General features: G+C 66.3%; 9 protein-coding genes and 1 pseudogene. 7 read left to right on the top strand and 3 right to left on the bottom strand.

Annotation, left to right across the window (positions count from 1 at the left end; genetic code table 11):
• The first annotated feature begins 143 nt into the window (after positions 1-143).
• Both FCE95_RS08735 and FCE95_RS08730 read left to right on the top strand, forming a co-directional pair.
• Entirely contained in the window at positions 144-1,646 is a 1,503-nt protein-coding gene (locus FCE95_RS08735) for a Tle-like phospholipase domain-containing protein (protein ID WP_137266648.1), read from the top strand.
• Between the two features lie 102 nt (positions 1,647-1,748).
• Positions 1,749-2,489, top strand: coding sequence for an ankyrin repeat domain-containing protein (locus tag FCE95_RS08730; protein WP_137266647.1), 741 nt, complete (start codon positions 1,749-1,751; stop codon positions 2,487-2,489).
• 172 nt (positions 2,490-2,661) lie between these two features.
• On the opposite strand, the gene FCE95_RS08725 is transcribed toward FCE95_RS08730, so the two are convergent.
• Both FCE95_RS08725 and FCE95_RS08720 read right to left on the bottom strand, forming a co-directional pair.
• A complete protein-coding gene (locus FCE95_RS08725; RefSeq protein ID WP_137266646.1) occupies positions 2,662-2,937 on the bottom strand; it encodes a DUF2277 domain-containing protein in 276 nt (91 codons plus the stop codon).
• 114 nt (positions 2,938-3,051) lie between these two features.
• The gene (locus FCE95_RS08720; protein ID WP_137266645.1) at positions 3,052-4,908 is read right to left on the bottom strand and encodes a putative bifunctional diguanylate cyclase/phosphodiesterase; all 1,857 of its coding nucleotides are present in this window, start codon (positions 4,906-4,908) and stop codon (positions 3,052-3,054) included.
• 319 nt (positions 4,909-5,227) lie between these two features.
• Here FCE95_RS08720 and FCE95_RS08715 point away from each other — a divergent pair.
• A pseudogene (locus FCE95_RS08715) lies at positions 5,228-8,860 on the top strand (indolepyruvate ferredoxin oxidoreductase family protein); the annotation flags it as partial.
• Positions 8,861-8,936: 76 nt separating this feature from the next.
• Here the strand turns inward: FCE95_RS08715 and FCE95_RS08710 are convergent.
• The gene (locus FCE95_RS08710; protein WP_137266643.1) at positions 8,937-9,722 is read right to left on the bottom strand and encodes a hypothetical protein; all 786 of its coding nucleotides are present in this window, start codon (positions 9,720-9,722) and stop codon (positions 8,937-8,939) included.
• A gap of 259 nt (positions 9,723-9,981) precedes the next feature.
• Between FCE95_RS08710 and FCE95_RS08705 the strand changes: the two genes are divergently transcribed.
• The 4 genes from FCE95_RS08705 (at position 9,982) to FCE95_RS08690 (ending at position 13,200) form a co-directional block, all read left to right on the top strand.
• Positions 9,982-10,806 (top strand): iron-containing redox enzyme family protein, encoded by an 825-nt coding sequence (locus tag FCE95_RS08705; protein WP_189644696.1) that lies wholly within the window; start codon positions 9,982-9,984, stop codon positions 10,804-10,806.
• On the top strand, positions 10,803-11,222 hold the full coding sequence (locus FCE95_RS08700; protein ID WP_137266641.1) for a VOC family protein: 420 nt from the start codon (positions 10,803-10,805) through the stop codon (positions 11,220-11,222). Before FCE95_RS08705 ends, FCE95_RS08700 begins: the two co-directional genes overlap by 4 nt.
• 10 nt (positions 11,223-11,232) lie before the next feature.
• Positions 11,233-12,633, top strand: a complete 1,401-nt coding sequence (locus FCE95_RS08695; RefSeq protein WP_137266640.1) for an aspartate aminotransferase family protein — start codon at positions 11,233-11,235, stop codon at positions 12,631-12,633.
• A 105-nt stretch (positions 12,634-12,738) separates the two neighbouring features.
• Complete coding sequence (locus FCE95_RS08690; protein WP_223266832.1) at positions 12,739-13,200, top strand: MgtC/SapB family protein; 462 nt, start codon at positions 12,739-12,741, stop codon at positions 13,198-13,200.
• The last annotated feature ends 30 nt before the right edge of the window (positions 13,201-13,230 follow it).

The following is a 13,230-nucleotide window of genomic DNA, read 5'->3' as shown; positions in this document are numbered from 1 at the left end:
TGTCCGCCGCGGCCGGAGAGGGCGATGGTGGGCCAAGGCCCACCCTACGGCTCGGCGCCTTCCCTAGGGTCTGCACTAGCTATTCAGCCGCCCGAACCGCCCCCTAACCTACGGCTCAGTACGGTCAACCCCGGGTGGTCCGCATGTCCTTGCTCGACGGCGTCAACTCCAGCGTCTCCAACGAAGCGCTGATGCGCTATCTGATGCAGCCGGTGCAACCGCAGCCGACGCAGCAGAGCTATCCGCGCGCCGCGCAGACCAACGGCGAGACCTTCAGCGACCAGATCGCCGGCCAGCAGCCGCAGCAGCAGAACGATCTGCAGTTCGCGCAGATGTCCAACGACGTCTACACGGTGACCGGGCCGAACGGCACCGGCACGCAGTCGTCGACCGAACTGGAAGCCGCCGGCTGGAACCGACTGCAGCCGGATCCGAACGGCGGCAAGTTCCTGGTGGACAAGCAGGGCAATCACATCCCGATCGATCCGGCGATGCTGGAAGACAGCAACACCGGTTTCCGCGCCGGCATCTACCAGAACGACCAGGGCCAGTACGTGGTCGCCTACGCCGGCACCGATCCGTCGGAAATGGCCGACATCGGCGCCGATGCCGGCCAGGCGTTCGGCTTCGAGACCGCACAGTACAACCAGGCGGTGGCGCTGGCCAAAGAAGCCGAAGTCGCTTTCGGCGACGGCAACGTGGTGTTCACCGGCCACTCGCTGGGCGGCGGCCTGGCATCGGCTGCGTCCTTGGCCACCGGCGGTGCGGGCGTGACCTTCAACGCCGCGGGCCTGAGCGACGATACCCTATCCGACCTGGGCTTCAGCCCGAACGCCGCGCGCGAAAATGTGGCCGACAGCGGCCAAGTGCGCCGCTACATCGTCGAAACCGATCCGCTGAACACCGTGCAGCAGGACGTGCCCGGCCTGAACGGCACGCCCGACGCGGTCGGCACCGAATGGCGCCTCGCCTTGCCGGCCGGTATGACGCCGTTCATCGACAGCCACGGCGGCAGCGGCAACGGCACTTCGTTCGTCGAAGCCGTGCGCAACGGCACGCCGCGCGCGCCCGAGTCCGAAGTGCTGAACGTCGACGGCCTGGCCGGCGACGTGCGCGAGAACGCGTCCGAATACACGATCAACAGCATCGGCAACATCGCCGAAGGCCTGTGGACCACCGGCACCGACGTAGTCGATTCGGTCGGCGGCAAGGTCGACGACGTGCAGAACGTGATCGATACCGACTTCGCGCAGGGCGATTACGTCGAAGGTTCGTTCAACATCCTGGGCGACGTGGCCGAAGGCGCGTTCAACGTGACCGGCGACCTGATCTCCGGCGGCGCCGACTACGCCAGCGCGCAGGTGAGCGACATCGCCAACTACGGCGGCAGCACCATCCGCGACCTGGGCGATTTCCTGGGCCTGGAGACGCCGGCCAATGCCGTGGCCGGCGTGCTTGAAGGCGGCGGCGAACTCGTCGGCGACGTGATCGAATTCGGCGGCGACGCTGTCGAATGGACCGCCGATACCCTGGGCACCGTGACCGAGGGCGTGGTCGACTTTGCCGGGGACGTGACCCAAGGCGTGACCGACTTCGCCGGCGACGTGGCCGAAGGCGTCAACAGCGTGATGCCCTGGAACTGGTAATACGTCCAGAAACTAGTGGTGAGGAACGAGAAACGAGTGGGAGCCTTCGCTTTCCACTCGTTTCTCGTTCCCATTCACTCGTTCCTCGCATAACCTAGCCCCATGCTCGCTCCGCTCCGCATCATCGCCTTCCTCTCGCTTATGCTGCTGGCGTGCGCGGCCTGCGCACGCCAAGGGAACTCCGCGCCGATGGACACCGCCAAGACCTTCCACGATTCCGCTTCCGCCGTGCTGGCCGACGCCGTTAAAGCCGGCGACGCCGCGCGAATCAAGGAACTGGTCGCCGGCGGCGCCAATCCCAACGCGCAGGGCGAGAAAGGCCTGCCCATGCTGCAATGGGCGATGCTCAACCAGAGCCGCGACGGCTTCGACGCCCTGCTCGCCGCAGGCGCGGATCCGGCGCGCGGCAACGACGACGGCGTCACCGCCGTGCATCTGGCGGCGATGGCCGACACCGATTACTACCTGCGCAAACTGCTGGAAAAAGGCGCGAGCCCGGACACGCCGAACACGGTGACCGGCGTCACGCCGCTGATGGCCGCGCTGATGGCCGAACGCGCCGACCACGCCGATTTCCTGCTCAAATCCGGCGCCAAGGTCGCCGCCGCCGACCGCCAAGGCAATACCGCCCTGCACCTGGCCGCGAAAATCAACGAAACCGGACGCGTGCTGCAGCTGCTCGAAGCTGGGGCCGACCCGAACGCGAAGAACGCGCAGGGCGTCACCTTCCAGCGCTACCTGTTCATGACGCCGGAAACCTCGCTCGACCTGAAGAGCAAGCGCGAACGCGAGCAAGTGCGCGAATGGCTGCAAGCGCACAACATCGCCGTCGAAGCCGGCTGACCCACGCTCCGTCTTGTAGAGCGGAGCTTGCTCCGCTGCTTTGCTGTCGCTCTTCGTAGGAGCGGCTTTAGCCGCGAGCTTTTCTCTGAAATCGCGGCGATGTCTCGATTTGAAGGAAAAGGCTCGCGGCTAAAGCCGCTCCTACAAAAGCCGCCCTACAAAACCGGCCCGGCTAGCGAACGGGCGCGAACCGCTGCGCCGACCGCGCCTTCGCCTTGGCCGCTTCCACCTCGCGGTCGCGCGGCTCCGAAATCGTCGTCAGCGAATCGACCAAAGCCCGCGCCGAAGCCGCGATCTCGTCCACCGCCCGGTCGAATGCGGCCTGATTGGCCTTCGACGGACTGTTGAACCCGCTCAGCTTGCGCACGAACTGCAGCGCGGCGTCGCGCACTTCGCGGTCGGTGGCCGGCGGTTCGAAGTTGAACAGGGTTCTGATGTTCCGGCACATGTCTTCGCTCCAAAAAATCGGATGGCTCCATTTTCCCTGATTCGGGTTAGGACTTCGTTGAATGCCGGAACGCCCGCTCAATGGGCGATGCGAACCGGCCGCGGCGCCGGTCCGTTAAGCATCGCCGCCGAACTTCTTCAGCACGGCATCGGCCGTAATCGCGGGCGCGAACAGATGCCCTTGCGCGCGGCCGATGCCGCATTCGCGCAACGCGTCGGCCTGCTGCAGCGTCTCCACCCCCTCGGCCACCACTTCGATGCCGACCTGCCGCGCCAAAGTCGAGATCGCTTGCACGATCGCCAAGTCGTAGCGGTCCGTCGGCAACCCGGCGACGAAAGCCTGGTCGAGCTTCAGCGCGTCGATCGGCAGATGCTTGAGATACAGCAGCGAGGAATAGCCGCTGCCGAAATCGTCCAGCGCCACGCCTACACCCAACCCGCGCAGGCGCGACAGGGTGTGCGCGGCGGCGAGTTCGTCGCGCAGCAGCGCCGTTTCGGTCAATTCCAGGCATAAGCGCTCGGCCGGCAAGCCCGACGCCATCAAGGCCTGGGTGACGTCGGCGATCAAGCCGGGCTGCTCGAATTGCCGCGCGGACACGTTCACCCGCAGCAGCGGCGCGGCGCCGTCGCGCTCGGGCCAGGCGCTCGCCACACGGCAGGCTTCGCCCAATACCCAGCGGCCGAGCGGCACGATTTGGCCCGAAGCTTCGGCCACCTCGATGAATTCCGAGGCCGAATGCAGCCGGCCCTGCTCGTCGCGCCAGCGCAGCAAGGCCTCGGCGGCGCGCCAGCGGCCGTCGCGCAAGTCGATTTCGGGCTGGTAATGCACCTCCAACCGGCCTTCCGTGACCGCATCGCGCAACGCGCGTTCGGTGCGCAGGCGATTCATCAAGCCGCGATGGTGTTCGGCGTCGAACACTTCGCAACGGTCCGGGCTGCCCTGCCGCGCGCGCTGGCTGGCCAGCTCCGCGTTGCGCAGCAGCGCATCCGCCGACGGCGCCACCAGATCGCGCGAGAACGCGATGCCCGCGGCGGCCTGGATGTCGTGCGCGCCGGCATCGCGCGCGGCCTCGTGCACCAGCTCGATGCAGCGCTCGGCCAAGTTCAAGGCTTCGGTTTCGTGCAGATGGCGGTGCGGCAGCAGCGCGAACGCGTCGCTGCGGACCCGCGCCAAGGTGGCTATTTCGCAGAATTCTTCGCGCAAACGATCGGCGGCGGCGATCAGCAAGGCGTCCGTCGCCTCCGGATCGTCGTGCAGCAGCGTATCGACCTGCAGATGGATCGCCGCCACGCCGGCGGTGTCTCCGTGCAAAGGACGCAAAGCCGAATGCGCGACTTCCAGCAGATGGTCGCGATTGGGCAGATCGGTGTGCGGATCGTGCAGCTCCAGATAGCGCAGGCGGCCTTCCGCATCGCGCCGGCGGTGGGTTTCGTAGGCCATCGCCGCGTAATCGCCGATGCTGCCGGCGAAGGCTTCGTCCTCCGGCGTCCACATCCGCGCCGCGCCGACCTGTTCGTGGCAGACCACGCCGATCAACTCGCCTTCGCTGCGCATCGGCGCGTCGAGCAGCGAACGGACGTCGTGGCGGTGCAGATAATCGCCGAGCGAAGTGCCCGATGCCGACAAGGTCGAATGGGCGGTCACGTCCGCCGCGTCGATCACGCGCACCTCGCCGAGCAGCGCCGCGTAGTCGCCGAGCGGGCGGATCGTTTCTTCGAAGCCGGGCGGATTGTGGCGGCGCGCGCTGCGCTCGTAGCTGTGCACGCAGCGCAGAGCATCGGCGGCGTCGCAGCGCCAGATGTTGACGCGCTCGACTTCGAGCGTCTCGGCGGCGGTCTCGCAGATGATCGCGTAGGCGCTGGCGAGCGAGCAGTCCTCGTGCCAGACCTGCCGGGCCAGCGCCACCAGGGCGTGGTTGTGCCGGCGCGCCCAGGCGCCTTCCTCTTTCCGGTTCGCCTGCATGTTCGGCATGCCTGGCCTCCGCGCGTCCGGTCCTGGACTCCCCCGAGGGCGCCACTCTACCCCGCTTTCGCTGTGGGGAGCGGCTTCGGCCGCGAGCTCTTCGGGCAGGTCGCCGCGCCGCCTTCAGGGTCGCTCGGGCGTGAGGGAAAGAGCTCGCGGCTGAAGCCGCTCCTACACGAGGGTGATTGGCGGGCGGCTGGTAGAATTGCGCTCCCCATTCCGCAGCCCACGGCGCCTTCCCGGTGCCGCAGCCACGCACGCCATGACCAGCACCGCCGAACTGTCCTCGCCCGAATCCGCCAACACCGAGCTGACCAAGAGCGCGTTGGATCTGGATTACACCCTGGAAGACAAATTCACCCGCACCTCGGGCCGCATCTACCTGTCCGGCGTGCAGGCACTGGTGCGGTTGCCGCTGATGCAGCGGCTGCGCGACCAAGCCGCCGGTTTGAACACCGGCGGTTTCATTTCCGGCTATCGCGGCTCGCCGCTGGGCGGTTTCGATCTGGAACTGTGGCGCGCGCGCAAGCACCTGCAGAACGCGAACGTGAAATTCCAGCCCGGCTTGAACGAAGACCTGGGCGCGACCATGGTCTGGGGCACGCAGCAGACCAACCTGTTCCCCGGCGCGACCGTCGATGGCGTGTACGCGATGTGGTACGGCAAAGGCCCGGGCGTGGATCGTTGCGGCGACGTGTTCAAGCACGGCAACGCCGCCGGCACTTCCAAGCATGGCGGCGTATTAGCGCTAGCCGCCGACGACCACGCCTGCCGCAGCTCGACGCTGCCGCACGGCAGCGAAGGCGAATTCACCAGCGCGATGATGCCGATCCTCAATCCGGCCGGCGTGCAGGACATCCTGGACATGGGCCTGATCGGCTGGGCGATGTCGCGCTACACCGGCCGCTGGGTCGGCTTCAAGACGATCGCCGAAACGGTCGAATCGTCCGCATCGGTGGAAGTGAATCCGTTCGCGCTGCAGATCGCCACGCCGGACGATTTCGAAATGCCGATGGGCGGCTTGAACATCCGCTGGCCGGATCCGCCGCTGGACCAGGAAATGCGCCTGCACCGTTACGCGGTGAAGGCGGCGCAGGCCTTCGCCCGCGCGAACCTGATCGACCGCGTCGTGGTCGATTCGCCGAACGCGCGGCTGGGCATCGTCACCACCGGCAAGAGCTACCTGGACGTGCTGCAGGCGTTGGAATACCTGGGCTTGGACGCGCGCGCTTGCGCCGACCTGGGCATCCGCGTCTACAAGGTCGGCATGACCTGGCCGCTGGAGCCGATCGGCATCCGCGCGTTCGCGCGCGGCTTGCAGGACATCCTGGTGGTCGAGGAGAAGCACAGCTTCATCGAGAGCCAGATGAAGGAGCTGTTCTACAACTTCGAAGGCATCAATGCCGATAACAGCAGGCCGAGCATCGTCGGCAAGTACGACGAAAGCGGCGAGTGGATTCTGCCCTCGACCAACGAACTGACTCCGGCCCGCATCGCCGGCGTGATCGCGCGCCGCATCCAACGTTTCCACGACAGCGTCCACATGCAGGACGTGCTGCGCTGGATGGAGGAAAAGGAAAGCGAACTCGCGCTGCCCCGCGCCAACTTCCCGCGCGTGCCGCACTACTGCAGCGGCTGTCCGCACAACACCTCGACCAAGGTGCCGGAGGGCTCGCGCGGCCTGGCCGGCATCGGCTGCCACTACATGGTGACGTGGATGGACCGCGACACCGACACCTTCACCCAGATGGGCGGCGAAGGCGTCACCTGGTGCGGCCAAGCGGCGTTCACCGACACGCCGCACGTGTTCCAGAACCTGGGCGACGGCACCTATTTCCACAGCGGTTCGCTGGCGATCCGGCAGTCGGTCGCGGCCGGCGTCAACATCACCTACAAGATTCTGTATAACGACGCGGTCGCGATGACCGGCGGCCAACCCGTCGACGGCACGCTGTCGGTGCCGCAGATCGCGCATCAGGTGCGCAGCGAGGGCGTGCAGACGATCGTCGTGCTGTCGGACGACATCGAGAAATGGTCGGATCGTTCGGTCTTCCCATCCGGCCTGGAATTCCTGGACCGCCGCGAACTGGATGCGGTGCAGAAGCGCCTGCGCGAAGTGAAAGGCGTCAGCGTGCTGATCTACGACCAGACCTGCGCCACGGAAAAACGCCGCCGCCGCAAGCGCGGCAAGATGCCCGATCCGCAAAAGCGCGTGTTCGTGAACACCCTGGTCTGCGAAGGCTGCGGCGACTGCGGCCAGAAGAGCTTCTGCGTCTCGGTGCTGCCGAAAGACACCGAATTCGGCCGCAAGCGCGAGATCGACCAATCCAACTGCAACAAGGACTACAGCTGCGTCGAAGGCTTCTGCCCCAGCTTCGTCACCGTCCACGGCGGCGCGCCGCGCAAAGGCAAGAAAGTGTCGGCCGCCGAGCGGTTGGCGAATATTCCGATGCCGCAATTCGCGTCCGATCTGTCGCAACCCTGGAACATCCTCATCACCGGCGTCGGCGGCACCGGCGTGGTGACGATCGGCGCCCTGCTCGGCATGGCCGGACATCTGGAAGGCCGCGGCTCGACCGTGCTCGACCAGACCGGCCTGGCGCAAAAGGGCGGCGCGGTGACCACGCACATCCGCATCGCCAAGACGCCGGAAGACATCCACGCCGTGCGCATCGCCGCCGGCGAGGCCGACCTGGTGCTGGGCTGCGACATGGTGGTGGTCAACGACTATTGGGCGCTGTCGAAGATCCGCAGCGGCCGCACCCAGGTGGTGCTGAACACCTACGAGGCGATGCCCGGCACCTTCACCACGCGCCCGGACATGCAGTTCCCGGCCGCGGACATCGTCGCCGCCGTGCGGCACGCGCTGGGCGCCGCGCCGCTGCAAGTGGACGCCACGCAACTGGCGACCGCGCTGATGGGCGATGCGATCGCCGCCAACCTCTTCATCCTCGGCTATGCATGGCAGCGCGGCCTGGTGCCGCTGTCGTTCGAATCGATCGCGCGCGCGATCGAGCTCAACGGCGCGGCGGTCGAGATGAACAAGACCGCGTTCGCCTGGGGCCGGCTCGCGGCGATCGATCCGGATGCGGTAGCCGAAGCGGCCGGCGTCGTGCGCAACGCGCCGACCGCGGCCGAATCCAAGCCGGGCGAACTGCCGGTGCTGCCGCCGCGCCCGTCCGAAGGCCGCGAATCCGGCTTGAACGACGCGCTCAACGCGACCCGCCGCGAAGACGAACTGCGCCATGTGCCCGCGCACGGCGACAGCGTCGCCTTCCTACCGCTGGACGACGCGCGCCTATCGCGTTCGCTGGACGAGGTGATCGCGCGCCGTGTCGCCTTCCTCACCGACTACCAGAACGCCAAGTACGCCAAGCGCTACTCGGACTTCGTCGCCAAGGTGCGCGCGGCCGAACAGGCCAAGGCGCCGGGCTCGACCGACTTGTCCGAAGCCGCGGCCCGCTACTTCTTCAAGCTGATGGCCTACAAGGACGAATACGAAGTGGCGCGCCTGTACACCAGCGGCGACTTCAAGCGCAAGTTGGAGCAGCAATTCGACGGCGACTACAAGCTGCACTTCCACTTGGCGCCGCCGCTGTTGGCCAAGAAGGACGCCCAAGGCCGGTTGCAGAAGAAGGAATTCGGCCCGTGGGTCTTCACCGCGTTCAAGCTGATCGCGAAATTCCGCGGCCTGCGCGGCGGCGCGCTGGATATCTTCGGTTACACCGAGGAACGCCGCGGCGAGCGCCGCTTGATCGAGGATTACGAGAAGACGATCGGCGGCCTGTTGAACGAACTGGATTCGGGCAATGCGGCCTTGGCGGCGGAGATCGCGAGCATTCCCGAACAGATCCGCGGCTACGGGCATGTCAAGGAAGCGCATCTGCACAAGGCCAAGGAACGCGAAGCGGCGTTGCTGGCGGAGTGGAAGAACCCGCTCAGGATCGTGCAGGCGGCTTGAGGTTCTTTGCTTTCTCCCCCTTTGAAAAAGGAGGAAGTCCATAGATCGCGAGGCGACGTCTTACTGCTCGCTGCGCCTATCCGCGCAGCGAAGCCCGCATCTGCCGCAACGGGCCTTTCAGCGGCAAGGCCAGATGTCGATAGAAGAACGAGAGGGCGCGCCGCGACGGCGGGATGCGCCGCGCCAAGCCTTCCTCGATGGTGTACACGCAAGGCCCGCAAACCCCGCAGGGCTTGCCGCCCACCGGCGAATGGCAGAACCAGGTCATGTCCATGTATGCGCTCCAGCCCGCGTCTTCGGCTTGCCGCGCCATGCCCAGCTTGTCGATCCGGAACACCGGGAAGCTGAAATAACGGAACAGCTCGAACTCGGCGCCGCCTTCGTGCCGCGGATCCAGGCGCAGGGTCGGATAGCCGGCGGGATGCCGGGTTTCCGCCACGAAATCGCGCAGCAACGCCTGCACCTTGTCGTCGACGTGCACGCACAGCTCCACGTCCAGAATGCCGTTGCGCTTGCAGAACGAGGCCAGCCAGCCGTATTGGCTGCCGATGTAGACCCGCTTGCGCACCTCGCGCAAGGCGCTCTCGATGTCCGCGTCTTCCTCGGCCTCGGCCGCATCGGCAATGCGCACCGGCTGCAGCAGCCCGCGCGTATGCGGATGCTCCTCGCGCAAACGCCGGCCGATGCGCGCCATCGTCTCCAGTTCGGTCTGCGTCGAAGCCCGCGTACCGTCCTGCAGATAGATCGGCGCGACCTCGAACCGGTGCTGCAGCAGCAATTGCAGCAGCCTGAACGTCGAATCCCAGCCGCCGGTCCAAAGCAGATTCACGGGGCCGGCGGTGGCGGTGCGCGAGACGTTCATCGATCGGGCGTTCCTCTTCGGTTCATCGCGGCTGCATCGATGTTGCGCATCGACGCAGTCGGTAATGTTCATGAATGCGCGAAACAGCGAGGCCAGGATGCTGAATGCGTAGCAGCGCAAGCGTTCCGCAACGAGTCTCGTCGAAATTCGTGTCGCAGCGGTGAACACGATGTGAACTTCTTCTTCGGCATCGCGCATTAGAGTTCCGATGCCGCTCTCCGAACGTTACGGTGTGCGTGCTTCGTCACTTCATCGCCGCATGTCGACGCTACGCTTCTTCGCGGCCCGTACCGAATTGGATGCGATGTCACTACTAAAAACACAAAGCGCGCCCGCTCATCCCGCCTTTTCCGCCATCGCGATGCGGCCCGACGCTTGGGATCGGGACACCTTCTGGCGCTTCGCCGACAACGCCAAGGAAGCGACCGAGGCGCTAGCGGCGGAAAAGATGAAGGTGCTGCCGCAATTGCCCATCGAAGCGCTGCGCAGGTTCTGCACGCAGTACCGCTTCTTCACCATCGACTACATCAGCGATCTCGCCTTGCTGCTGGCCAAGCTGCCGTTCGGCGGATTGCGCAGCCTTTTGAGCGAAATCCTCGCCGAGGAACTCGGCGAAGGCGATCCGGCCAAGGCGCATCCGGAGATCTACGACCGCTTCCTGGCCAGCATCGGCGTGGCGCCGCGGGAACTGGACCGCGCGCTGCCCGAGAATCACGTCGTCCTGGGCGGCCTGACCGAGGAACTGCGAGAACGCGACGCCGCTTTCGGCGTCGGCTTGCGCGGCATGGGCGGCGAATGCCTGTGCCAGACCTATTTGTCGGTGATGTTCGAGCACATGCGCGCGCATCCTTATCTGCGCGAAAACGCCGACCGTATCGATTGGGAATTCTGGACCATCCATACCGGCGAGGCGGACATCGTCCACGGCGAGCTGACACGCCGCGCCATCGACGATTATTTGCGGCGCGATCCGAGCGTGCTGCCCGAACTCGCCGAAGGCTACGAGCGCAGCATCACCGCCTGGAACCTGTTCTGGCAGAACATCTTCGATGCCTACGCGCCCCAGCCGAGGGCCGTATCGTGAGCGCCATCGCCCAATTCCACCTCGCCTTTCCGGTCCGCGACCTCGACGAGGCGCGCCGCTTCTACGGCGACACGATCGGCTGCCCGCAAGGCCGCAGCGACGTTTCGTACCAGGATTTCGATTTCTTCGGCCATCACTTGGTGGCGCACATCGGCGGCGACGGCGCGCCCTTGCAGAACGGCCGCTTCGACGGCGAAGCGGTGCCGGTGCCGCACTTCGGCATGAACCTCGACCGCGAATCCTGGGAAGCGCTGGCCAAGCGTTTGAAGGCGGCCGGCGTCTCTTTCCACGAAGAGCCGCACCTGCGTTTGAAAGGCAAGCCCGGGCAGCACGTGACGATGTTCCTGTTCGATCCGTCGGGCAACGCGTTGGAGTTCAAGTCCTTCGACGATCCCGAACAAACCTTCATTCCCTGAGGAGGCGCCGATGCGCGATGCGGGCGCCGAACGCCTCGGCATGGATGCGGCGACGCCAACCGACCCGGTCGTCCCGATAGCGTCGGCGGCGCGCCGCAACGATGCCCGGCACGTGCTGCATCCATGGTCGTCGCACGGCGCGCTGCGGCCGGTCGTGGTCGCCGGCGCCGACGGCGCGCATTTCTGGGACGAAGACGGCCGGCGCTGGCTGGATTTTTCCAGCCAATTGGTCAATACCAACGTCGGCCACCAGCATCCGAAACTGATCGCCGCGATCAAGGCGCAAGCCGACAAGTTGTGTACGGTGGCGCCCTACCACGCCAACGAAGCGACCAGCGAAGCGGCGCGCTTGATCGCCGAACTCGCGCCGGGCGATCTGAACCGGGTGTTCTTCACCAACGGCGGCGCCGAAGCCATCGAGAATGCGATCCGCATGGCGCGCCTGCATACCGGACGCCACAAGATCCTCGCCGCCTATCGCAGCTACCACGGCGCGACCGCAGGCGCGATCGCCGCCACCGGCGATCCGCGGCGCTGGGCTTCGGAACCCGGGCCTCCCGGCATCGTCCGATTCTGGGGTCCGTATCCGTACCGCTCCGCATTCCACGCGACGGACGCCGCGCAGGAATGCGAGCGCGCGCTCGCGCATCTGGCCGACACGATCATGGCCGAAGGCGCTCAGAACGTCGCCGCGATCCTGCTGGAAACCGTAGTCGGCGCCAACGGCATCCTGGTGCCGCCGGACGGTTATCTGCAGGGCGTGCGCGCACTGTGCGACGCGCACGGCATCGCGATGATCGCCGACGAAGTGATGGCGGGCTTCGGCCGCTGCGGCGAATGGTTCGCGGTCGATCGCTGGAACGTGGTGCCGGACCTCATCACGTTCGCGAAGGGCGTGAATTCGGGCTACGTGCCGCTGGGCGGCGTGATCATGAGCGATGCGATCGCCGCGGACTTCGCGACCCGCGCCTACCCGGGCGGACTGACTTATTCCGGGCATCCCTTGGCTTGCGCGGCCGCGGTGGCGTGCATCGGCATCTACAAGGAAGAAGGCTTGATCGATCGCGCGCGCGCGTTGGGCGAGGATATCGTCGGACCGGCGTTGCAAGCGATGCAAGCGCGCCATCCCAGCGTCGGCGACGTGCGCGGCTTGGGCTTGTTCTGGGCGATAGAACTCGTGCGCGACCGCGACACGCACGAGCCGCTGGTTCCGTTCAACGCTTCGGGCGGCGCCGACGCGGCGATGGCCGAATTCGCCGCCGCCTGCAAACGGCGCGGGTTGTGGCCGTTCGTGGCGGGCAATCGCTTGCACATCGTGCCGCCGCTGATCGTCGGCGAACAGGATTTGCGCGAAGGTTTGGCGATCGTCGACGAGGCTTTGGACATCGCCGATCGCCACAGCGTCGGATAAAGGATTTCCGCCTTTCGCTCGAACTTATGTGCCCACGGGCCGTTCGGCTTCACGCCTCATCCCCCGTCCGTTCACTAAGCTGCTTTTTCCGGCGACGGAGGGCGCATGGAACTGTCACTCGAAGAAGATCTGTGGATCCTGGCCCGCGTCGCCGCGGCGATGCTGCTGGGCGGCGTGCTGGGCATCGAACGCGAGCTCGGCAAACATGCGGCGGGCCTGCGGACGCATATGCTGATCGCGGGAGCCGCGGCCTTGATCGTCGGCTTGGGCGACATGATCGCCGAACATTTTTCCGGCGAGCAGTACCGCGAATTGATACGCGTGGATCCGGTGCGCTTGATCGAGGCCGTCGTCGCCGCGGTGGGCTTCGTAGGCGCCGGCGCCATCCTGCGCCGCTCCGAATCCGATCAGGTGCAAGGCCTGACCACGGCCAGCTCGCTGCTCATGGCCGCGGCGATCGGCATCGCCGCCGGCTTGGGGAATTATCTATTGGCCTTGGGCGCGTCGCTGCTGTGCGTGGTCGTGCTCGCGGTATTCCGCAGGCTCGAGACGAAAATAGACGGCTGAGCCGGCGCGACGGTTCCTGTAAACGAAGCC

Source organism: Luteimonas gilva (genome assembly GCF_005239095.1).
Taxonomy (GTDB): domain Bacteria; phylum Pseudomonadota; class Gammaproteobacteria; order Xanthomonadales; family Xanthomonadaceae; genus Luteimonas_C; species Luteimonas_C gilva.
Note: the sequence above shows the minus strand (reverse complement) of the source record. Positions and strands in the feature narration are given on the sequence as shown.